The 22070-nt window shown below is 67.7% G+C and carries 16 protein-coding genes, 1 tRNA gene and 3 pseudogenes; 12 read left to right on the forward strand and 8 right to left on the reverse strand.

The genetic code is table 11. From position 1 onward, the window contains the following. Positions 1-274: 274 nt before the first annotated feature. Positions 275-1491 (reverse strand): IS3 family transposase gene (locus OG568_RS49230; protein ID WP_329536675.1). Its coding sequence is split into 2 segments (ribosomal slippage): positions 275-1176 and positions 1176-1491, totalling 1218 coding nucleotides; the frame shifts between segments, so codons are not numbered across the junction. A 54-nt stretch (positions 1492-1545) separates the two neighbouring features. Further along, positions 1546-4299, reverse strand: a complete 2754-nt coding sequence (locus OG568_RS49235) for a multifunctional oxoglutarate decarboxylase/oxoglutarate dehydrogenase thiamine pyrophosphate-binding subunit/dihydrolipoyllysine-residue succinyltransferase subunit (RefSeq protein ID WP_329536676.1) — start codon at positions 4297-4299, stop codon at positions 1546-1548. 315 nt (positions 4300-4614) lie between these two features. On the opposite strand from OG568_RS49235, the gene OG568_RS49240 reads away from it, so the two are divergent. Then, positions 4615-5070 (forward strand): DUF6884 domain-containing protein, encoded by a 456-nt coding sequence (locus OG568_RS49240; RefSeq protein WP_329536677.1) that lies wholly within the window; start codon positions 4615-4617, stop codon positions 5068-5070. Between the two features lie 319 nt (positions 5071-5389). On the opposite strand, the gene OG568_RS49245 is transcribed toward OG568_RS49240, so the two are convergent. Further along, a complete protein-coding gene (locus OG568_RS49245) occupies positions 5390-6793 on the reverse strand; it encodes a carboxypeptidase regulatory-like domain-containing protein (protein ID WP_329536678.1) in 1404 nt (467 codons plus the stop codon). Positions 6794-7345: 552 nt separating this feature from the next. Here OG568_RS49245 and OG568_RS61715 point away from each other — a divergent pair. From OG568_RS61715 to OG568_RS49255, 3 genes and pseudogenes are all read left to right on the forward strand, one after another. Then, on the forward strand, positions 7346-7792 hold the full coding sequence (locus OG568_RS61715) for an L-histidine N(alpha)-methyltransferase (RefSeq protein WP_443077919.1): 447 nt from the start codon (positions 7346-7348) through the stop codon (positions 7790-7792). A 16-nt stretch (positions 7793-7808) separates the two neighbouring features. Next, positions 7809-8156, forward strand: a complete 348-nt coding sequence (locus OG568_RS61720; protein WP_443077963.1) for an L-histidine N(alpha)-methyltransferase — start codon at positions 7809-7811, stop codon at positions 8154-8156. A 37-nt stretch (positions 8157-8193) separates the two neighbouring features. Next, a pseudogene (locus OG568_RS49255) lies at positions 8194-9665 on the forward strand (IS3 family transposase). 478 nt (positions 9666-10143) lie between these two features. Here the strand turns inward: OG568_RS49255 and OG568_RS49260 are convergent. Continuing rightward, positions 10144-11031, reverse strand: coding sequence for a hypothetical protein (locus OG568_RS49260; protein WP_329536679.1), 888 nt, complete (start codon positions 11029-11031; stop codon positions 10144-10146). A 409-nt stretch (positions 11032-11440) separates the two neighbouring features. Between OG568_RS49260 and OG568_RS49265 the strand changes: the two genes are divergently transcribed. Next, a tRNA-Ser gene (locus OG568_RS49265) sits at positions 11441-11528 on the forward strand. Between the two features lie 121 nt (positions 11529-11649). On the opposite strand, the gene OG568_RS49270 is transcribed toward OG568_RS49265, so the two are convergent. Together OG568_RS49270 and OG568_RS49275 are read right to left on the reverse strand one after the other, a co-directional pair. After that, positions 11650-11988, reverse strand: coding sequence for a hypothetical protein (locus OG568_RS49270; RefSeq protein ID WP_329536681.1), 339 nt, complete (start codon positions 11986-11988; stop codon positions 11650-11652). A gap of 69 nt (positions 11989-12057) precedes the next feature. Then, a complete protein-coding gene (locus tag OG568_RS49275; RefSeq protein WP_329536682.1) occupies positions 12058-12453 on the reverse strand; it encodes a hypothetical protein in 396 nt (131 codons plus the stop codon). A gap of 166 nt (positions 12454-12619) precedes the next feature. Here OG568_RS49275 and OG568_RS49280 point away from each other — a divergent pair, with 166 nt between their 5' ends. Next, entirely contained in the window at positions 12620-12955 is a 336-nt protein-coding gene (locus tag OG568_RS49280; RefSeq protein WP_329536683.1) for a hypothetical protein, read from the forward strand. Between the two features lie 39 nt (positions 12956-12994). Then, positions 12995-13761 (forward strand): annotated as a pseudogene (locus OG568_RS49285) (transposase). 63 nt (positions 13762-13824) lie between these two features. Here OG568_RS49285 and OG568_RS49290 read toward each other — a convergent pair. Further along, a complete protein-coding gene (locus tag OG568_RS49290) occupies positions 13825-14211 on the reverse strand; it encodes a hypothetical protein (protein ID WP_329538326.1) in 387 nt (128 codons plus the stop codon). Between OG568_RS49290 and OG568_RS49295 the strand changes: the two are divergent. Further along, positions 14191-14670, forward strand: a pseudogene (locus OG568_RS49295) (site-specific integrase); the annotation flags it as partial. The gene OG568_RS49290 and the pseudogene OG568_RS49295 sit on opposite strands and share 21 nt — an antisense overlap. Before the next feature lie 142 nt (positions 14671-14812). Here OG568_RS49295 and OG568_RS49300 read toward each other — a convergent pair. After that, a complete protein-coding gene (locus OG568_RS49300; protein WP_329536684.1) occupies positions 14813-15790 on the reverse strand; it encodes an aldo/keto reductase in 978 nt (325 codons plus the stop codon). Positions 15791-16134: 344 nt separating this feature from the next. Here OG568_RS49300 and OG568_RS49305 point away from each other — a divergent pair, with 344 nt between their 5' ends. The 4 genes from OG568_RS49305 (at position 16135) to OG568_RS49320 (ending at position 22038) form a co-directional block, all read left to right on the forward strand. Further along, positions 16135-17022: a helix-turn-helix domain-containing protein gene (locus OG568_RS49305; protein ID WP_329536685.1), complete on the forward strand. Its 888-nt coding sequence runs from the start codon at positions 16135-16137 to the stop codon at positions 17020-17022. A gap of 141 nt (positions 17023-17163) precedes the next feature. Next, positions 17164-18009 (forward strand): aldo/keto reductase, encoded by an 846-nt coding sequence (locus OG568_RS49310; protein ID WP_329538232.1) that lies wholly within the window; start codon positions 17164-17166, stop codon positions 18007-18009. Between the two features lie 503 nt (positions 18010-18512). After that, complete coding sequence (locus OG568_RS49315; protein ID WP_329536686.1) at positions 18513-19718, forward strand: aldo/keto reductase; 1206 nt, start codon at positions 18513-18515, stop codon at positions 19716-19718. Positions 19719-20445: 727 nt separating this feature from the next. Next, positions 20446-22038, forward strand: a complete 1593-nt coding sequence (locus OG568_RS49320) for an ISL3 family transposase (protein WP_329536687.1) — start codon at positions 20446-20448, stop codon at positions 22036-22038. The last annotated feature ends 32 nt before the right edge of the window (positions 22039-22070 follow it).

Below are 22070 nucleotides of genomic sequence, written 5' to 3' on the forward strand. Positions count from 1 at the left end.
ACCGCCACCACCACCCACCCGCACGACACCGCCAGCAAAACGCCCGCCACCCATCCACCCAGGCAACCGACCGCCCCACCCAAAACCACCCCGGACACCCGCCCCCGAGCCCACCAGACAGCAAAGCCAGACCCCCACCCACCCCGACCCCCACCCACCCGGCCCCCACCCACCGGGGCTACTGCGAACAGGCGCCCTACACTCCCCTCCAGCGCCCCGGGCGACACGCTCAGTGGAAGGCCGGGGCCTTCCCCCGAAGCGTGGACACCATTTGCTATGCGGCAGCGGTCAGCGTAACTGATCGCTGTTCGAAGGCGATCGGGCTGATGTAGCCAAGCCCCGAGTGCCTGCGTCTGGTGTTGTAGCGGGTGACCCACCGGAACACCGCGAGGCGGGCCTCACGCGCCCCTGACCAGCGTTTCTTTCCTTGGAGGGTCTCTCTTTTCAGGGTTGCGTTGAAGCTCTCCGCGGCGGCGTTGTCCGCGCTGGTGCCGACCGCTCCGCGCGAGCGGATCACGCCGAGCCGGCTGCACACCTTCGCGAACTCCTTCGACGCGTACTGCGCCCCGTTGTCACTGTGGAAAATCGCCCCGCCGAGGCTGCCGCCCCGGGTGCGGGCGGCGGCTTCGAGCGCGTCGGTGACCAGCCCGGTGCGCATGTGGTCGGCGATCGACCAGCCCGCGAGCCGCCTGGAATGCAGGTCCAACACCGTTGCCAGATAGAGGAACTGGCCATCTCCGACGGGCAGATACGTGATGTCGCCGACGTATTTGGCGTTCGGCTCGCTTGCGGTGAAGTCCCGCCGCAGCAGGTCCGGCACCGGGGCCGCTTCCGGCTCGGGGATCGTGGTGCGGACCTTCTTGCGCAGGTGCACGCCCTGGACGCCGATGCGGCGCATCACCCGCTCGACGCGCTTGTGGTTGACCTCGATCCCGGCGGCCTTCAGTTCGGCCGTGATGCGCGGGATGCCGTAGGTGCCGTCGGACTCCTTGTGGATCTCCCGGATCCGCCTCGCGAGGCGGGCGTCCTCCCGAGCTCGCGCCAGGCGGGCCGGGGCGGCCTTCAGCCACCGGTAGAACCCGGACCGGGAGACCTCCAGGACCCGGCACAGCCGCTTGACGCCGAACGCGCCGCGATGATCATCAACGAACTGGAAACGGCTCACCAGTTGGTCTCGCCGGCGAAATACTTCGCGGCCCTCCGCAGGATCTCCCGTTCGGTTTCCAGCTCCCTGATCCGGGCCCTGAGCTGCTTGTTCTCTTCTTTCAGCACATCGTCGGAGGCTACCTCGGCAGTCTGTGCCGCCCGTGGCGAGCCGCTGGTGCCCGCCGCGTGGCCCTTGCGGGCCCGCTCGGCCCGCACCCAGTTCCGCAGCGTCTCCCGGCTGATCCCCAGGTCCTTGCCGACGCCCTCGAACGTGTTCTTCGGGTCCGACAGGTACAGCGCGACAGCGTCCGCCTTGAACTCCGCCGAATACACCTTCATCACCATGCGTGACATCTCTTCCTCTGGACCCTCAAGGTCCAGTGTCCAAGGTGTCCACGCTCAGGGGGAAAGGCCCGCCGACAGCACGAGATCCTTTTGTTCACCGGCGTGCCGGCGGGCAGAGCCCACGGCCGGGGCCGACGCCTGCGGCCGGCTGACGCATGCGACGGGACGGCCCGCCAGCCGGTGCATACGGGGCCCCACGAAGGACCATGCCCCTTGGTTCTCCGGCTCCTCCTGCACCCACCGCACCTCGGCCCCGGCCGGAAAACGGGCGAGTTCTGCACCGAGTTCCTCCGTGGGGAACGGGTAGAGACGCTCCACGCGGACGATCGCGGTGTCGGACAGGCCGGCGCTGCGCCGATGGGCGTCCAGGTCGTAGAAGACCTTGCCCGAGCACACCAGCACACGCCTGATCCGGGCGGTGTCCGCCGTCTCATCCGGTATGACCGCACGGAACGCGCCCGTGGTGAGCTCCGTCAGCCCGGAGGTAGCCGCCTTCGAGCGCAGCATCGACTTCGGCGTAAAGACGACCAGTGGCCTTCTACGCTCGCTGAGCGCTTGCTGCCTGAGCAGATGGAAGTAGTTGCCCGGCAGGGAGGGCATGGCGACGGTCATGTTCCCTTGCGCACAGAGCTGGAGGAACCGCTCGATCCTGCCGGAGGAGTGATCGGGCCCCTGCCCTTCCAGACCGTGCGGCAGCAACAGCGTCACCCCGGAGCGCTGGCCCCATTTCTGTTCGGACGACGCGATGTACTCGTCGATCACGGCCTGCGCCCCGTTGGCGAAGTCGCCGAACTGGGCCTCCCACAGCACCAGAGCGTCGGGCCGTGCCAGTGAGTAGCCGTACTCGAAGCCCAGCGCTCCCAGTTCGGACAGCATCGAGTCATAGGGTGCGAAGCCGGCCGCCACCGAGCCGACGGAGCTCAGCGGCGTGTGCTCCGCGCCGGTGCGCCGGTCGGTGAGCACAGCGTGCCGTTGGCCGAACGTGCCACGGCGGGAGTCCTGCCCGGCCAGCCGCACCGCAACCCCGTCCAACAACAGGGAGCCGATGGCCAGGGTTTCCGCGGTGGCCCAGTCGATCGTTCCCGTATCCAGCATCGTGGTACGCCTCTGGAGCTGCGGAAGCACGCGCGCGTGCACGGTGAAACCTTCCGGCACAGCGGTCTGGGAAGCAATCACGTGCCGGGCGGCGGCCTCCGTGATCGCGGTCGCCGCCCCGGGGGCGACCGCTTGCTGAGCGTCCACGGGGTTCACAGGCTTCGGGGAAGGAGGCACCGGCAGCCCCCGGGTCTGGGCGAAGGCCCGCTCGAGGTGCCCCTTGTAGTCCCGCAAGGCGCCTTCCACCTGCCGCTCGGCGATGTCCCCCCGGCGCAGGAGCGCCTCGGCGTACAGCCCCCGCACCGAAGCCCTGGCGTCGATGCGGTCGTACATCGCCGGCTGCGTGATGGAGGGATCATCGACCTCGCTGTGCCCGTGGCGCCGGTAGCAGATCAGATCGACGACGACGTCCTTGTGGAACGCCTGACGGTAATCGAACGCCAGGCGTGCGACCCGGACCACGGCCTCGGGGTCGTCTGCGTTGACGTGGAAGATGGGCGCCTGGACCGTCCGCGCCACGTCGGTGGCGTATGCGCTCGAACGGCCGTTGGCGGGCAAGGTGGTGAAACCGAGCTGGTTGTTGATGACGATGTGGACCGTCCCGCCGGTGCGGTAGCCGGGTAGCTGCGACATGTTCAGCGTCTCAAAGACCACGCCTTGACCGGCGAACGCGGCATCGCCGTGGACGGCGATCGGCAGGACGGGAAAGGCTTCACCACCGTCCGCGGCCCCGTCCTGTTTGGCGCGCACCACCCCCTGGGCCACCGGCCCCACAAGCTCCAGATGCGAGGGATTCGCCACCACACACACGGCGATCGAACGGCCGTCCAGAGCACGGTAGGTCCCTTCCGCACCCAGGTGGTACTTCACATCACCCGACCCCTGGACCGACCGCACATCCGCCGCATCCTCGAACTCACCGAAAATCTCCGCATACGACTTGCCGATGATGTTGGCCAGAACATTCAGCCGCCCCCGGTGCGCCATACCGATGACAGCCTCCCCCACCCCCTGCCCGATAGCACGCACCAGCAGCGCGTCCAGCAGCACCACCGCCGCCTCACCGCCCTCGAGCGAATAGCGCTTGTGCCCCACATACTTCGTCTGCAGGAACGTCTCGAACGCCTCCGCCGCACCCAGCCGGTAGAGAATCTGCAGTTGCTCGCCCACATCCGGCCCCACCCGCGGCGACTCGACCCGCTGCTGCACCCACCGACGTTCCCGCGAGCTGTGGATATGCATGTACTCGCTGCCCACGCTCCCGCAGTAAAACTCGCGCAGCGCAGCCAGCACCTCACGAAGAGTCATTGCGGCCCGCCCGGCAAACCCGTCCACGACGAACTCCGTATCCAGATCCCCCTCCCCCAGCCCGAACGTCGCGACATCAAGCTCCGCATCCCCCGCTCCTCGCCCCACCCCGAGCGGATCCGTCTCAGCCACCAGATGCCCCCGCACCCGGTACGCGTCGATCAGCGCCGCAACACGCACCGCCCTGACCGCCGCGTCCTGCCCAACCTCCCCCACCAACCCCTCACCACCCGCCGGCGTGCGGGCCGCAGGCACCGAAGAACCGAAGAACTCCCTCCACGTCACCTCCACCGAGCCGGGATCCCGCAAATACCGCTCATATTGCTCATCCACAAGCCACTCATTGATACCGAAACCCAGCCCGTCAAACCCCGCCTGCCCGGCACGTGATCGCGACGCCACCATGGCGATCGCCTTCTTCCCTCACTCAAAAACACCGAAGACCGACACAACCAGCCAATCGGCCATGTCCCATCGCCCACGCTAAGACACCAACCAAACCGACCAACCACCCCATCACGCCATAACACCCACACATCGAGACAACCCCACACCAACACCACCCCCACATGAAAAGCTCCCCCTCCCCCCAACCCCCGCGGACAACCACCCGCACCCCGAACCCACCGACCCCACGACCCCGGCCCAGAGAAGACCCATGCCCGAGCCATACAGCACCGGCACCACTGACCTCACACACGAACAGACAGGGCAACACACATGACAGCCAACGACCCTCACGACTACTACCGGCCAGAACTCATCGTCATCCCATGCGGCAGCCGCAAACTGGACCACCGCGCACCGGCCGGAGACCTCTACACCGGCTCCTACCACCGCGCCTGCCGCACAACAGCCGACGCGCTACAACCCGACCGGCTGCTCATCCTCTCCGCACGCCACGGCCTGCTCGACCTCGACGACGTCATCGACCCCTACGACACCCCGCACGGCACCAACGACGCCATCACACCCCAAACTCTCCTCGCACAAGCCACCACCCGAAACATCCTCCACCTCGCCCCCGTCATCGCCCTCGGCAGCGCACACCACACCAGCCTCGTCCGCACGCTCTGGCCCTACGCCCACGCACCCCTCACCGGAACACGCGGCATGGGCGAACAAATGGCCCGACTCGCCCAACTGCGCAAGAAATACATCCCGCAACACACGTAACGCCCCACGCCGCGACCCGAAAACAACCCCACCCCAGCCACGGCACGAGTACTAGTACCAACCCTGCGCAGCACATAGCGCTGCACGGCAGCGCTGGTGGCGGGCGGCGGTGCAGCGCAGCGACGGCGGACCGACAGCAACGCAGCCACCTGCCAGCAAGCGACTCCGCGACACGGCCGGCGGCCCCCACGACCGCGCCACGCAACGCCAGACGCCAGGACGGACCACCCCGCCCGGCCACAGCACCCACCATCACCCCAGAAGCACAACAGGTCCGCTCCGAACACCCGGAGCGGACCCGTCAGTAACGAGGAACCGTTCACCCCTCCTCATGCACCAGCGTCAGATCAAAGGCATCCTCACCCGCCGCGTCAAGAGTGAGCGAAGCCGCCCGGGCCGGATACCCCGCAGCCACAACCGTGTAACGGTCCGCCTCAAGGCCCGTAAAAACATACGAACCATCCTCAGCAGTAACCGCCACACCCACAACATCACCCGCCAAATCCAAAACAGTCACACGCGCCTCTGAAACCGGACGCCCGCCACCAGAACTCCCGCGGATGGTGCCCCTGAGCACGGGCGCCGCGCCAAGTTGCGCCTCCAGCTCGACGGGCCGTCGGCGCGCGTGCTTTGCAACGGGCCAGCCGCGTAGGTGCCCGGCGGCGTGGTGCAGGGAGCGGCTAACCACCACCACCCAGACGATGACCACCAGCACATAGAGCACGACAGCCACCCACACGAACAACTGCGAACCGGTCCGCGCCGCGAGAGCGCTGGTGGCCGTCACACAAGCGCCCACCGGAAAGATGAAAGACCACCACGTGGGCGCGAAGGACAGACCGCTCCGAACCGTCCGTACGGTCAGCCCCGCGGCGAGCACCAGCCACAACATGGCGAAGCCCCACACCGCAACTCCCCCCAGCAATGCGGCGACCGCCGCGCCCCGCGCGTAGGTCGCAGCCAGCACGCCCGGCGCGACCCCGGCCAGCGCCCCGAGCGCCGTCACCGCCTGGCCCAACGCCCCCAGGCCGATCCACACCGTGGGCACCACTGTTGCGGGAGGTACGTCGTGGTGCACCAGGCGGCCGTAGATCATGGCCAGCACCAACAGCGCCGCGACGAAGCCAAGCCCGAGCATCGCATAGCAGCCCAGCAGCAGAGCGAGCCGCAACTGCCCGGCCGGTGCATGGGGTACAAGCAGCGCGCCCGTCGCGGCGGAGACCATCGGCGGCACCACCGGCAACAGCCAGCCGCCGAACGCCGCGTCCGGCGCGAAGCGGTGCCGGGTGACCATCAGATACGGCACCATGCACGCCGTGACCAGACCGAGCACGGTACCGAGCGACCACAGCACCCAGTCCACACCCAGCGCTGCCTCAAACCCGATCAGTCGCCGGCCCAGCAACAACGTGCCCGCACCCACCGTGAGCAGCGCCACCGGCGGCGCACCGAAGAACTGGGCCGCCACCGGATCGGCCGCGTGTACCCGCAGCGCCCGCTGCCTCAGGTAAGCGACAGCCAGCAGGATCAACAGCAGCGCGGCACCCACCCACACCACCACGGCGAAAGTCCCCAGCCCGGGACAGCTCCGGGGCAGCGTGACCGCCGCATTGGCAACGATGCCCGTACCCATCACAGCCGCGAACCAACTCGGACCGAACACCGCACGCGGCGTCGCGTCTGCGGCAGGCGGCAAAGGACGAGCAGACCAAGACGAATTCATGGCCCCCAACCTATGGCCGGGCCGGAGCAGCACTGGCGATCATGTCCAGATGCGAGGGCCTCAGAGCACATACCGAGCGACCACCACGGTGCGGTAAGCCCAAAGGGCCGACCCAGCCCGCCACAACCACCCACCACCCACGCTGGGCCCGCCGACCACCACAATTCCTTACGCCAGGAGCCATCCCGCAAAAGCCTCAGGGTCAATGCACCGGTGGCCCCCGACAGCAACCCACCCGCACCAGCAAGCGAACCCGGGCACAACAACCGCCGCACAGGCCCCCACCCAAGCCGGGCTCACCCGGGACACACCCCACACTCCGCCATCAAAGCAACGGACGCCGCGGCCAGGTCTGTGCGGTCTTCGGTGTACTCCTGAGCACCGAGGTCGGCGACCCAACCCCCGGACGTGGAAAACGTCACCCCAACGAGCCGCATCGCTGCGAGAGTTGATGTCGGACGCTGTTTAACTCGTTCTGGTTCGACGTCACCTCGTGCCTTCCATTGGGCCACCACGGCACCCTGCCTGTCGTGTCCAGCGCCAGCACATCGATTGTCCCGTCCGTATGCGCCCACGCCCGTTGGTAAAGCTCGACGACGCCCGACTGCTCTGCGCGATGACGCCCCGGGGCGACGGCTACTTCCCGTCTCGGCCGACCTGGACGCATCAGGTGAACCCCGACGGTCCGCCGTCGACCGAAGCGAGGCTCGCGACCGACATCCGCACCAACGGCTACACCAACACCCTGGACGCCGAGCACCCGAGCAATACGCCAAGGCACTGCGCACCGACATCCGAGACGGTCTGACGCGCACCCCGAAGGCCACGGCGCCGGCCTGGTTCTACGATGCCCGGGGCAGCGAGCTGTTCGAGCAGATCAACCAGCTCAGAAAGTGCCCCCTGTGGCGTGCGGTGCTCGGGGTGTTCCTGCTCCATGCTCGCGACATCGCTGAGCGGACCGGGGCCCGCAGCCCTCGTGGAGCTCTGCTCGGGGAGTAGCACCTAGACAAAGCCGATCTCGGACGCTCTCGGCCCACCCGGCCTCCACCACGTCCCCGTCGACGTCAGCGAGGACTCCCTGCATCAAGCCAGCGCCTACCTCGTGCAGGAGTGTCCGCAGCTCATATTCCATGCCCTCCGCGCCGATTTCACGGCACTTCCAGGGCCACCCGAGCTGCCGGCCAGCAACCCTTGGTTGATCGCCTTCATCGGCAGCACGCTGGGGAATCTCCCCCGGCCCGTGCACACCCCCTACCTGCGCGAGCTCCGCAGCATCATGCGCCCCGCGGACTTCCTGCTGACCGGCGCCGACCTGGTCAAAGCCCTCTCTGTCAAAGTAGATCGAGTCAGGCATACTGGATGATTCATTGAGTCGAGGGCGGAGAAGGAGTAGTGCCCGGGTGGCCAGCACGAATGACCACGGGACCCCTGATCCGCAGGTAGAAGCCCGTTCGACCGGTCCTCGCCGGTATACCGCGGAGTACAAGGCGAGGATCCTCGCGGAGTACGAGACGTTGGACAAGAAGGGCAAGGGCGCTCTGCTGCGGCGGGAGGGCCTGTACTCGTCGCTGATCACGACGTGGCGGCAGCAGCGTGACAAGGGTGCCCTGGACGCGCTCGCCGCGTCGGCCGGACGGCCGAAGGCGGACCCCAGGGACAAGGAGATCGAGAAGCTCAAGGCGGAGAAAGCCCGCCTGGAAGCCGACCTCGCGAAGGCCCGCACCGTCATCGAGGTCCAGGGAAAACTCTCCGCGCTGCTCGACCAGTTCGCCACGGACAGCGCCCCGGCCCGGAACGGCGAGAAGAACCAGTGACCGAAGCCCAGCTCGCGGCCGTGGCGTTCAACACCGCCCGCAACCAGGCCCTTGAAGAGCTCACCGGGCTGGTCGGACGCGTCCAGGCATGCGCCGCTCTCGGCGTGAGCCGTGCCACCTACTACCGCCAACACCGCCGAAGCCCCGCCCCGGCCAAGCCGCGGCGGGAACGGCGCCGACACGCCCGCGCTCTCACACCCGAGGAGGAGATACGGGTCCTCGACGTGCTCCATTCCCCGGAGTTCGCCGACATGGCGCCCGCCGAGATCTACGCGGTGCTCCTGGACCGGGGTGTCTACCTGTGCTCGGAGTCGACGATGTACCGGCTCCTGCGACGGCACGGCGAGGTCCGTGAACGCCGCCGCCAGGCCGTCCACCCACCCCGGACCGTTCCCGAGCTGGTCGCCGAGGGCCCGAACCGGGTGTGGAGTTGGGACATCACGAAGCTGAAGGGGCCGGTCAAAGGCGTCTACTACTGCCTCTACACGATCATCGACATCTTCAGCCGCTACACGGTCGGCTGGATGATCGCTGCCCACGAGAACAAGGACCTCGCCGAGCGGTTCCTGTCTGAGTCGATCGCCAAGTACGGCATTGAAGCAGGGCAGTTGACGATCCACTCGGACCGCGGATCCCCGATGGTCGCGCAGAACGTTGCCCAGATGATGGCCGGTCTCGGCGTCACCAAGTCGCATTCGCGGCCGAAGACGTCGAACGACAACCCGTACAGCGAGAGCCAGTACAAGACCCTGAAATACCGGCACGACTTTCCCGAGCGTTTCGGATCCCTCGAGGACGCCCGGGCGTGGTGCACTCAGTTCTTCACCTGGTACAACGAGGAGCATCGGCACTCCGGGATCGGCCTGCACACGCCCCACGACGTGCACTTCGGTCTCGCCGAGCAGCTCCGCGAGATGCGTGCCGACGTCCTCCAGGCGGTCTACGCGAAGCACCCCGAACGCTTCGTCCGCAAACCACCCGAGCCTCCCAAGCTCCCCGCAGCGGCATGGATCAACCAGCCGGCACCAGACACCCCGCTGATCCCAGCACAGCGTTAGAACGATCTACCTGCCTTGATCGCTTTGACAGGTTCCGCTTGGTCGTGCTGGTGTCGTAACCGCGTCACTACCAAGGGGCCCGTTCTCTCATGCCCACGGCCGCACCCGAACCTCTGTCCAGATGATCACCCGCGCCGCACACCTCGAACGAAATCCGGTTTGCCACAACGCACTCAGACTTCAACTTTCGTGAACCTCGACCACATTCCGGCCGACCTTGGGTGTGCGGGAGGTCCACAACCGCTGCCTTGTAAGGGCGGGTGTGGTCGGCGGCGGAGTTCCCCAGGTCAGTCCAGCGGTCGCGCCGCCCAACTCATCAGCGCATATCGACTGTGACGAGCCGTCGTTGACCGTGGTTGACCGCACCATGTGGCACGCCTGTGGCACGCCCACAGACGCCACAGGCTTGGAAAGGATTGGTCCTCTGCGTGGTGAGACGAGCCCTGAGCCGCACAACCCGGCCTCAGCGGCCTACGGCTCAGCAGTCGTAGCGATGGGTTGTGGGCCAAGTGGGGCAGCTGCGGCAGACGAAGACATAGACGCCTCCACAGTCCCCCATGATCATTTCGTGGCCGTCATGCTGTAGTTCTGGGTTGTCGGTTTCCCAGCCGCAACCGGGACGGGTGCGCTCCTCTACCGGGAGCCAGCGGCCACACGATTCGCTCGCCGAGATCGTCAGCAAGTGTTCCATCCGGGAACCGCAGGCGCAGTGCGGCCAGTTCGGTGGCTGTGTCCAGCCGGGGTATCCGCCAATCTTGCTCTGCTGGGTGGTGAAGGCGTCGTAGTAGGAGATGCCACAGGACTCCTCTATTTCCTCGCTCCACTTGCCCACGCGCTCGGACAACTCCGCAGGCATGTCCCAGTTGGGGTACTCCACGGTCTCAGTGGGGTGTATCACGCAGGGCCGTGGGACGTACTCGTCGTCGAAGTCGTAAGGCCGTGGCGCCTCATCCAGCAGTGGACGATCTGCCAGGTCGGCGATGGATCGCCACCGCAGCACCGGCACCGGCGAGTGCTGGTCGTGCTCGGAGTGGATCAGCGGGCACCAAAGCACTTGGAGCATGTCGGTGTCAGCCGGGAACACCAATGCCGGAACGTCGCGAGCGATGACCTGTAGCACGGGCACCATGGAGACAGGGGCCGGGCCGACCACCGCACAACCGCGGGCGGGGTTGTAGTGATCCGGAGCCGTACACGTCGGCCAGGACTCATCGGCGGGCCAGAGGAGCGGCCCGCCCAGCGAGCTTTCGTCTCGTACGGGGCTGCCAGCGCGCGGGTACAGCAGAGTGGTTGCCCGCGCATACGGCACGAGTTCTGGAAATACGTCGGAGATGTCGAACGGGGCCGGCGGAACAGTGAGACTCATGATCCCCTCCAGACCGCGCATCGTAACGCGACCGGAGTCAGCCCCCTCGCGCCCCCTCGACGCGAACTATGGGCGGGGCGGTCGCTGGGGTCTGCTCGGCTGGTCAGACGGTCATGCGGGGCTGCTCGCGGTTGGATTCGGTCGCGATGGTTGCTGTACCTCGCTGCTGTACGAAAGGAAGGCGTGAGGTACAACTACGCCATGACGACTCGACCGACGCAGGCAATGTGGTGGGCTGAAATGGCGATCTTCCTTGCCGTAGCCGCCGCGACTTTCGCCGGGATCACCGCTCTTCTGGGGGCATCGGCGCCCCAGGGTCGCCACGCCACAGTGGGGGGCGGGGCCTCCGTCGTGCTGATTGCGCTGTCCGCCGGCGTCGGCATCTTCGTGAGTGGCCGGTTCAGGGCATGGGGGCTGCGTCGGCAAGCCGTGTCCTGCACACAGTCTTGAAAACCGTCGTGGCAGCGATGTCGCCGTGGGTTCAAATCCCACACCCACCGCAGGTGAACGGCCCCTGACCAGGAACATCGGTTGGGGCCTTCGCTATGCGCGGTGCTCGCTAGTGACCGTGGTTCCCCGTGAGTTCCCAGCCTATCGGGCACGGATGGGGCACGGGCTTCAGTCGCCCTGGAACCACAGACAGCTGCCTGGAGTGCCGACGCACTGTTCCAGCAGCCTTGCAAGATCGTCCAAGGCGGCGAGCTGACGCTCATCGGTGCACCGTTGCCGTAGCTCCGGGATCTCGCCGAGAGCAGCGGCCGACTCCTGCTCGTTCATCAGAGCATCCCCGTACGGATCCACGGCGGTCAGCCGCCCAGGAACTCCGAGCAGCCGGAGCGAGCCGATCGCATCGGCCAACGCGTCCCCGTGCCCGTACGAACTCTGCAGCACCGTTGCCCGGGACTTGCGCCAGTTACGCGGCGGCCGTGCTGAGTGCAGCTCCACGTCTATCCCCACAGGCCCATGATGCCTGCTACAGAGGCTCAGCATCTGATCCGTAGCTCTAGCCAGTTCGGTCAACGACGGTCATTCCGGTCGCTCCAAGGACTCTGAGGGGCGCCAACGGGCGGGGGCAGTCGATGGGGTTGCGGTACCGCGCTGCTGTACGGCTTGCTTCGCTGCCAGATTCCGGGCGTGAGCTTCGCGTCGTAGTCGGCGTTCGTAGTCGGCGATCTGACGGGCCACGGGGACGCTGGTGGCTGTACGGATCAACCGCTCGTTTTCACGATCCACCAGGAATGGACCGTTGCCTCCCAACCGCGGGCGCTGTCCGCTCTGACCGTCCCAGGCCGCGCCCCAGTAGAAGATCCACCCGAACGACAAGGCCTCCACCCGCAGGATCTGAAGGTCGTACTCGACGCAGCCCCGTTCGTCGTCGATCTTGGCAAGCACCAGTCGGCGCGCGTCCTCCTCAGTCAGCATCGCCCAATGGTGACATGGCTCCTCCACCTGCCGGGACGTCCCTCACACGCTCCCGTACACCCGCTTTAAGGGCTGTCCCGCAAAGCACAGTAGGCAGCAGGCGGGGGTCGCTCCGGGAGTCGCTGGCGTGAGCTGCGATGATCCTGTCTCGGGGAGAGGAGCTGTCGTGACGGTGGATGTGCGGCCGGATCCGGTGCAGATCGTTGCCAAGGTGGGGTCAAGCTTCATGGCTGCGGATCCGGAGCGGGCATTCGAGGTCTGGGTGTATCTCGCCAGCAAGGCAGGGTGGCAGGTCAGCCCGGTCGAGGACGTGTCCGTGGATCTCAGTGCCGGGGAGTGCGGGGTCGTGGAGATTGAGGGTCTGCGCTACCTGGTGCGCCAGAGCCGGAGAGTTCGGCGCACGCTTGTCGACGACGTCACCGGCGGACCTGCTGAGCGCCCGGTCTTTGGCTTCGCGGCGTGGGCAGAGCCGGTACTTTCCCCGGAGAGCGTGGATTCCTGATCAAGCTCAATCCGTAGGGGCACCTGGCATGATCTCGCCGTGGCTGGTGTGATCACGGCGTCGGAGCCTTCCTGGATAGCCCCGTTCACTGGGTTGAGCCCGCGGTAGTTCGGCAAGCTGGTGACGGTTCTGCGTCGGGAGGGTGCGGACGCGGTCCGGAGGGGCCGGCCATGGAGCCTTCCATTGGAGGACCGGGCACTGCTGGTTGTGGCGTACTGGCGCACGAACCTGACGATGCGGCAGCTTGCCCCGCTGTTCGGGGTCTCGAAGTCGGCGGCAGACCGCATCATCGACCACCTCGTGCCGTGCTCGCTCTCAAGCACCGCAAGCGGTTCGCCAAGGGCACCGTGCTCATCGTGGACGGCACTCTGGTGCCCACCCGCGACCACACCATCGCCGAGCAGTCGAAGAACTACAGGTACTCCACCAACCATCAGGTCGTCATCGACGCCGACACGCGGCACGTCGTCGTGGTCGGCCGGCCGCTCGCCGGAAACCGCAACGACTGCAAGGCATGGGAGGAATCCGGCGCCAAAGCCGCCGTTGGCAAGACGCTCACGATCGCCGACGGCGGCCATCCCGGCACCGGGCTCGTCATACCCCACCGCCGACGCAAGGGCGAAGACCTTCCGGACTGGAAACAGGAACACCACAAATCCCACAAGCAGGTCCGCGCCCGTGTCGAGCACGTCTTCGCCCGCACGAAGACCTGGAAGATCCTCCGCGACTGCCGACTCAAAAGCGACGGAGTCCACCACGCCATGCTCGGCATCGCCCACCTGCACAACCTCACACTCGCCGGATAGTCGTGTGGCCCGCACCACGGCCCACACGCCCCAGGCAGTTCGGAGATCATTACGGGACAGCCCTTAGGCGCTGCGCGGTTTCCGGGCCGTCGCCTTCTTGGGCGTCTTCTTCGCGGCGGTCTTCTTGGCGGGCTGCTTCTTCGCCGTCTTCTTGGCCGCGGGCTTCTTGGCCGCGGGCTTCTTGGGCATGTCGTGGACGGTGGCGTCCTCGCCGCGTGCGGTCCGGGCCTTGGTGACGGACTCCTGGAGGGCGGCCATCAGGTCCACGACCTCCCCGGTCGGCGCCTCCCGCTCGGGCGTCTCCGGGGGTTCGTGGCCTTCGCGCTTCGCCTCGATGAGCTGTTCCACGGCCTCGGTGTACTGGTCGGTGAACTCTTCGCCTTCGATGTCGTCGCGGGTCAGGCGGTCGATCAGGAGCTCCGCTTCGGCGCCCAGGCCATCGCCGGTCACGCCAACATCAACACCACCATGGGCTACCACGCCATCTACCCCGCCGAGACCATCGAAGCCCACCGCGCATTCATCGCACGCCGCCGGGCACTGCGCCCGGCCGAGGAGTACCGCACTCCCACCGACACGGAATGGGAAGACTTCCTCGGCCACTTCGAACGCCGAAAACTCTCTGTCGGCACCTGCGCCCGCGCCTACGGAACCGCCTGCATCCACGAACACGCCTGCGTCCGCTGCTCCCTCCTCCGACCCGATCCCGCCCAGCGCGATCGGCTCGTGGAAATCCGGCACAACCTCATTGACCGCATCGCGGAGGCGGAAGGAGAGGGTTGGCTCGGCGAGATCGAAGGGCTCCGCGTCAGTCTGGCCGGCGCCGAGTCCAAGATCAGCCAGATCGACACCAAGTCGCCTGGTCGGCCGGTGAATCTCGGCCTTCCAGCCCGACGGAAAGAGCAGTGAAGACGGGCGGGGACGGCTTCAGCCGGTCCCATTGGCCAACACCCCTGTGCCCACGCCACACCGCCCAAGCCTGAAGATCACGCGACCTGATCGCTCTACCGAGAAGAGTCGATTGAAGTGGGGCAGACCCTTGGTTGGCCGATCAGAAGTAGGTCGGCAGGCGCGGGGTGTAGGGGTCTTCCAGTGCGGCGATCTCGTCTTCGGTGAGCGTGAGGTCGAGCGCGGCGACGGCGTCGGTGAGGTGGTGGGTCTTGGTGGCGCCGACGATGGGCGCGGACACGACGGGGTTCTTCAGTACCCACGCCAGTGCGACCTGGGCCATCGGGACACCGTGCGCGTCGGCGATCTTCTGGACGGCGTCGACGATGGCTTCGTCGGTGTCGACGAACAGGGGGCGGCCGGCGTAGTCGGTGTCGGGGGTGGCCTTGGCCCGTGCGGTGCTGTCCTGGCCCCAGGGGCGGGCGACGCGGCCGCCGGCCAGGGGGCTCCAGGGGATGGAGCCGACGCCGGAGTGGGCGAGCAGGCCGAACATCTCCCGCTCCTCCTCGCGTGCCAGCAGGCTGTACTGGTCCTGCATGGACACGAAGGGGGTCCAGCCGTGGCTCTGGGCCGCGTGTTGCATGGTGGCGAACTGCCAGGCCCACATCGAGGAGGCGCCGAGGTAGCGGACCTTGCCGGCCTTGACGAGGTCGTGCAGAGCTTCCATCGTCTCCTCGACCGGGGTCTGCGGGTCGAAGCGGTGGATCTGGTAGAGGTCGACGTAGTCGGTGCCCAGCCGGGTCAGGGAGGCGTCGATCTGCTCCATCACAGCCTTGCGCGACAGGCCCGACCCACCGGGTCCGCCGTGCATGGGGTTGAACAGCTTGGTGGCCAGGACGACGTCGTCACGCTTCGTGTACTTCTTGATCGCGCGGCCCACGATCTCCTCGGAGGTGCCAAAGGCGTAGATGTTGGCGGTGTCCCAGAAGGTGATCCCGGACTCGACGGCCTGGCGGAAGATCGGTTCGGCGCCGTTGTCGTCCAGGGCCCATGGCATCTGCGAGGTGTCGCCGAAGCTCATGCATCCGAGTGCGATGCGGCTGATCTTCAGTCCGGAGGTGCCCAGACGGGTGTACTGCATGAAGCGCTCCTCATCGTTGGTGCAACCGGCCGACACCGGCTGCCTCGTCATCGAGGCTAGGTAGCCGACGGTGACGGTGGGAGATGCTGCCAGCACCCCCTACCGAGCAGGCGACATGCCCGCCGTCGCGGTATGGGCCGCCGGGGTGCGACGTTTCCTGGCCGCCCGACGGGCGCGGATCACCCCCAGGCCAGCTCGGCCGGACCCGCGGTCAGATGCGCGCGACGACCTGCGGCCCGGCATGAGCGTGCGGTGGCTCAGCGGACGCCGCCGTGCGGGATGGTGCCGAGGGGGGTGCTGGCAGCATCTCCCACGGTCGAGGTGGGGCCCGTAGCGTGAAAGACATGAACAACCGCAGCGAGGTACGGGACTTTCTGATCTCCCGCCGCGGCAAGGTCACCCCCGAGCAGGTGGGCCTCGTCGACCACGGCGGCACCCGCCGTGTGCCCGGTCTGCGACGCAGCGAGGTGGCCGACCTGGCAGGGGTGTCCGTGGAGTACTACACCCAGCTCGAACGCGGCAACGTGCGCGGAGCCTCCGAGAGCGTCCTGGACGCCGTGGCCCGGGCGCTGCTGCTGGACGAGGCCGAGCGGGCACACCTGTTCGACCTGGCGCGTGCGGCCAACAGCGGCGCGGCAGTACGCCGGCGCCCGGCGGTGCAGCGGGTACGTCCGGCCATCCAGGCGATCCTGGACAGCCAGCTGTCCCCGGCCTATGTCACCAACGGCCTCGGGGACGTCATGGCCACCAACACGCTGGGCAGAGCCCTCCTGTCTCCGCTGTACGAGGACCCCGCCCGGCCGGTCAACGCCGCACGGTTCCGCTTCCTGAACCCCCGCGCGGCCGGCTACTACCTCGACTGGGAGGCCACCGGCCGCGACAGCGTCGCCGGGCTGCGCCTCATGGCCGGCAAGAACCCCTACGACAAGGCGCTCACCGATCTGATCGGGGAGCTGTGCACCCGCAGCGAGGAGTTCCGCACCCGGTGGGCGTCACAGGACGTCCGGTTGCACCGCACGGGAGTCAAGCGGTTGCACCACCCGGTCGTCGGTGACCTCGAGCTCTCCTACGAAGCTTTGGATCTGCCTGCCGATGCCGGTCTCGTGCTGATCGTCTGCACCGCGGAACCCGGCTCACCCAGCCGCCAGGCCCTCGACCTGCTCGCCAGCTGGGCTGCCGCGCCGGACCCCGTCGAGCCCGCTCAGGAAGAACCGAGCGACCGCGGCCAGTAGCACCCGGCCCACATTCCCCAAAACCATCCAGCCCGCCGCCGGCCACCGGCTGAGCACGGGCGACGAACCGCCGTTCCCCCACGTGCCGGTGCGCACCCTCGCGCCCTTCAGCACCACCCCGAAAGGTTCACCATGTCCAAGATCCCCAATGTCACGCTGAACAACGGTGTCCAGATGCCGATCCTCGGCTTCGGCGTCTTCCAGGTCCCCGCCGAGGAGACCGAGCGGGTCGTCACCGACGCCCTCGCCGCCGGCTACCGCCACCTCGACACCGCCGCCGCCTACGGCAACGAGGAGGCCGTCGGCAAGGCCGTCAAGGCCAGCGGCATCGCCCGTGACGAGCTGTTCATCACCACCAAGATGTGGGTCAACGAAAAGGGCGAAGAGGGCGCCAAGGCGGCCTTCGACACGTCCCTGCGCCTGCTCGGCCTTGACTACCTGGACCTGTACCTGATCCACCAGCCCTTCGGCGACTACTACAGCTCCTGGCGCGCCATGCAGGACCTGCACCGTCAGGGCCTGGTCAAGGCGATCGGCGTGTCGAACTTCTACTCCGACCGCCTGGTCGACCTGATCGACCACAACGAGATCGTCCCGGCGGTCAACCAGATCGAGACCCACCCGTACTTCCAGCGCGCCGACGACCAGGCGCTCATGGCCGAGCGCGGCGTGCAGATCGAGGCGTGGGGCCCGCTGGCCGAAGGCCGCAACAACATCTTCAGCGACCCGACGCTGAGCGCCATCGGGGAGGCGCACGGCAAGTCCGTGGCCCAGGTGGTGCTGCGCTGGCTGACCCAGCGCGGTGTCGTGGTGATCCCCAAGTCCTCGCGACCGGAGCGCATGGCCGAGAACCTCGCGGTCTTCGACTTCGAGCTGACCGGCGACGAGATGGACCACATCGCCGCGCTGGACACCGGCGCCAGCATCGTCTTCGACCACCGCGACCCGCAGACGGTCAGCGCCGTCGGCGGGTACCGCCTCGGCTGAGAAACACCCTTTCCTTCTCGCGGACTTCGGCGTGCAAGCGACACAGCCATGCGGGCAGCCAGCCGGTCAGCTGCCGGCGCGGGGCGCCCTCCTCCGCCGCGCCTTGGAGGAGATCAAGGCCGACGCTTCCGGGTGACGCGCGCTGACATCGCAAGACCCGGTGCAGGTAGGGGCTCATCCGGCCCGGCGACGTCTCATGGGCATAGCCCCCGGCCAATTCGATCAACCCGACCGCCCGGACCACCGAGGCCACAGAACGTCCGTCGCCAGACGAGCGGGGACATCATCCGAAGCCCACGGACCTGGACCGACTCCGCTGGGCAAAGCGCCAGGCGTTCATCTCAGGATCGATCTGCTTCGGCCGCTCGCCGAGCCCACCACGTCGCGGTTGCGTTCGGCCGGGCCGGACCGCAACCGGACCAGGGCAGCAAGGCCCGCTTCTTCGTCACCCACGGTGATGCACCGAGGGTGCGCTCAACAGACGACCACGAAGGACGTACCCCATGCACGAACAGGACAGCAAGTTGAACAGCAGTCCGGCAGACCGCGGCCGTCGCGGCTTCCTGGGGGCGGCCGCACTCGCGGCGACCTCGCTGATGGCCGTGACGGGGGCCGCACCGGCCCAGGCACACGCGGCACCGTCGGCCAACGGCACCGGGGCCCCCGTCCGCGGTCGTAACCAGGTGACCGCGGCGATCACGCAGACCGGTCGCCGCAGGCTCGGGTCCCTGAAGGTCTCCAGCATCGGCCTGGGCACCCAGACGATGCCGGGCAACCTCTACGGCCCCGTCACCAGCCGCAAGGACATGGTCACGCTCATCCGGACAGCCGTTGATCAGGGGGTGACCTTCTTCGACACGGCCGAGGCGTACGGGCCGTTCGAGGCGGAGCGGATCGTCGGTGAGGCACTGCGGCCCGTCCGCGACAAGGTGGTGATCGCGACCAAGTTCGGCTGGGACGTCAACCCGGACACGGGGGCCGTAACCGGCCTGAACAGCCGTCCGGACCACATCCGCCGAGTCGTCGACGCCATGCTGAAGCGCCTGCGGACGGACCACATCGACCTGCTCTACCAGCACCGGGTCGATCCCACCGTCCCGATCGAGGACGTCGCGGACACGGTGAAGGACCTCGTCGCCCAGGGCAAGGTGCTGCACTGGGGCCTGTCCGAGCCGGGCCTGCAGACCGTCCGCCGGGCGCACGCGATCCTGCCGCTCACCGCGATCCAGAACGAGTACTCCACCCTGTGGCGCGGCCCCGAGGAGAACGTCCTGCCGCTCTGCGAGGAACTCGGCATCGGCTTCGTGTGCTGGGCACCGCTGGGCATGGGCTTCACGACCGGCACGATGAGCCCGTACACCCAGTTCGCGGAGGGCGACGTCCGGACCCTGTTCCCCCGCAACAGCCGGGACAATCTGGCCGCCAACATGCCGCTGGTGCAGCTGCTCCAGGAGTGGGCAGTGCGCAAGGGTGCCACGCCTGGCCAGATCGACCTCGCCTGGCTGCTGGCCCAGAAGCCGTGGATCATACCGATACCCAGCACCACCAGGCTGTCCCACCTCTTGGAGAACATCGGCGCCGAAGAAGTCCGCTTCAGCCCCGACGAACTCCAGGAGTTCAACTCCGCCCTCGCGAACATCACCATCCACGGCGACCGGCTCCCGCCAGCGGCCCTCGCGATGACGGGCGTCGAAGCACCGCCCCGCTGACCAACGACGCGGACCTGCCGGACCAGAACACAATCCCGGCCACCCCGGCCGGACCCCCATACTGACGGGCGTTCCCGCCCGGGTGGCCGGTGCCCGGAGCCCGGGAGTCATCATGGGCACCATTTGGTCACCTATGTGTCAACTCGCCTCGGTGTAGTCCGTCCAGCACTACCCTCCACGCCGCCTTCAAGAACGAGGCCTGAGATCTGTCCGACGTCGACAGTCGGCTCTAGTTCAGAGAAGTGACCAGGCCGAACGAGATGGCGCCTGACCAGATGGTTCGGGGCATGGCAGACCTCCGCGACGTGCCCCGAGAAAGCCAGCCTACGAGCGTCCACACCGTCCGGCGCGCGCTGCGCGGGGCTCTGAGCCCGCAGTCCGGGCGCATCCGGGCAGGCCGAACAATCCTGAAACCATGCCCGGAGAGCTCGACGTCATCGTGTACCCGCCATCCCCGACCGACGGCAGTCGGCGGGTACGCGTCAACGGAGAGCTCATCGGCACCGCACGCTCGCTTGGCGAGCTGACCGCTGACTTTGTCCACGAGAACGGGGTTCTGGCACAGATCTTGGGGAGTAGTTGCGGAGCGTCACTTCGGTGTTCGATTGCGAGGGGCGGGGTCGCGTGAGACCGCGTACGCCTTGCCGTCAGGCAGACGAAACTGACGCTCCGCCAAGCCCTTGGCCGTCTCTGCCGTGGTCGGCTGTGGACGGTGATGGTGCTGGTCATGCAGACCGATGCACCGTTCTGGGATTCGCTGGTGTTCGACGGGATCGACGAGGTGTATGTCGAGGCGGTGACGGCCGCGTTCGGCACGGTCGAGGTGGTGGCGAGAGGCCGCGCGGCCGGGGCTGCATGTCCGGACTGCAGCCGCTTCTCGGACCGTGTCCACGACCGTTACCTGCGCAGGCTGAAGGACCTTCCGCTCGCTGAGCAGGGCTTTGTGATCCGGCTGACGGTCCGGCGCTTCATCTGTGGGTCGGCGGACTGCCCGCGCCGGACGTTCGCCGAGCCGTTCTCCCGGCTGGCCGCCCCGCACGCACGGTTCACCACCCGGCTCAACCATGCCCTGGAGCGAGTGGGGCTCGCCCTGGCCGGGCGGGCCGGCGCTCGGCTGGCTGCCCAGCTGGGCTTCGGCGCGGGACGGATGACCTTGTTACGCAGGGTCATAGCATTGCCCGATCCACGGTTCAGTACTCCGCGTGTGCTGGGCGTGGACGACTTCGCGATTCGTCGCGGCCAGACCTACTCCACCGTCTTGACCAGCGTCGAAGACCATCGCGTGGTCGACGTGCTCCCGACACGTGAAGCCGGGCCGCTGGCCGCCTGGCTGGACCGCCACCCCGGCGTGGAGATCATCTGCCGGGACCGGGCGGGCGCTTATGCCGAGGGTGCCCGGCGCGGTGCCCCCGACGCTCTGCAGGTCGCTGACCGGTTCCATCTGTGGCAGGGCCTCGGCCGGGCCGTGGAGACCTGCGTCGCCGCCCACCGCGACTGCCTGCGCATCCCGTCGCCCAGCGACATGTTGCCGGAGGCCACCCGCTTGGCTGCTGGTCGGCCGCAGGACGACTCGGAGCCCGTCGGCCGGCGGGCCGAGCGGAAGAAGGCAGCACACGCCCTGGTCCACGAGTTGCTCGCCCAAGGCCACTCACGCCGGGCGATCGCCCGGCACCTGGGTTGGGGCCTCAACACCGTGCTCCGGTACGCGACCGCCGCACGCTGGCAGGACACCATCCGCGAGAGCCGGCCCCGATCCAGCAGGCTGGACCCCTACAAGCCCTACCTCGAGCGGAGATTCGCCGCGGGATGCACCAGCGCCACCCGACTGCACAGCGAGCTGGTTGCCGAGCACGCCCCCGTCACCTACGCCATGGTCCGCGCGCACATTGCCACCTTGCGCGGGGCTCCGTCCGCCGCACCACCGCGGCCGCCGACGGTGCGGCAGGTGACTGGCTGGCTCACCCGTCACCCCACCGCCCTGAACGAGGAAGAGCGCGTCGGCCTGAAAGACGTTCTGACCCGCTGCCCCGAACTGGACACGGCCGCCAGACACGTCCGCGATTTCGGCGAGATACTCAGCGGACGCCTCGGAGCCACGCTCCCTGCCTGGATCGACGCAGTCGATGCCAGCCAGCTACCCGGTCTCACCGGCTTCGCACTCCACCTGCTCCGGGACCTCGACGCTGTGACAGCCGGGCTCACCCTGGACTGGAGCTCGGGCAGCATCGAGGGCGCCGTGAACCGCATCAAGAAGATTAAGAGACAGCTCTACGGTCGAGCCGGATTCGAACTGCTCCGCAAAATGATCTTGCTCCAGTAACTTCTCGCGACGGTGTTGCCCTGTCGCTGGTG

The sequence above is a fragment of the Streptomyces sp. NBC_01450 genome (genome assembly GCF_036227505.1).
Classification (GTDB): Bacteria; Actinomycetota; Actinomycetes; order Streptomycetales; family Streptomycetaceae; genus Streptomyces.

Coding starts and splice junctions, on each gene's coding strand:
- OG568_RS49245 (WP_329536678.1), bottom strand. CDS start 6,793: ATGAATTCGTCTTGGTCTGCTCGTCCTTTGCCGCCTGCCGCAGACGCG.
- OG568_RS49320 (WP_329536687.1), top strand. CDS start 20,446: ATGCAGACCGATGCACCGTTCTGGGATTCGCTGGTGTTCGACGGGATC.
- OG568_RS49275 (WP_329536682.1), bottom strand. CDS start 12,453: ATGCTGACTGAGGAGGACGCGCGCCGACTGGTGCTTGCCAAGATCGAC.
- OG568_RS49315 (WP_329536686.1), top strand. CDS start 18,513: ATGCACGAACAGGACAGCAAGTTGAACAGCAGTCCGGCAGACCGCGGC.
- OG568_RS49235 (WP_329536676.1), bottom strand. CDS start 4,299: ATGGTGGCGTCGCGATCACGTGCCGGGCAGGCGGGGTTTGACGGGCTG.
- OG568_RS49240 (WP_329536677.1), top strand. CDS start 4,615: ATGACAGCCAACGACCCTCACGACTACTACCGGCCAGAACTCATCGTC.
- OG568_RS49260 (WP_329536679.1), bottom strand. CDS start 11,031: ATGAGTCTCACTGTTCCGCCGGCCCCGTTCGACATCTCCGACGTATTT.
- OG568_RS49300 (WP_329536684.1), bottom strand. CDS start 15,790: ATGCAGTACACCCGTCTGGGCACCTCCGGACTGAAGATCAGCCGCATC.
- OG568_RS49305 (WP_329536685.1), top strand. CDS start 16,135: ATGAACAACCGCAGCGAGGTACGGGACTTTCTGATCTCCCGCCGCGGC.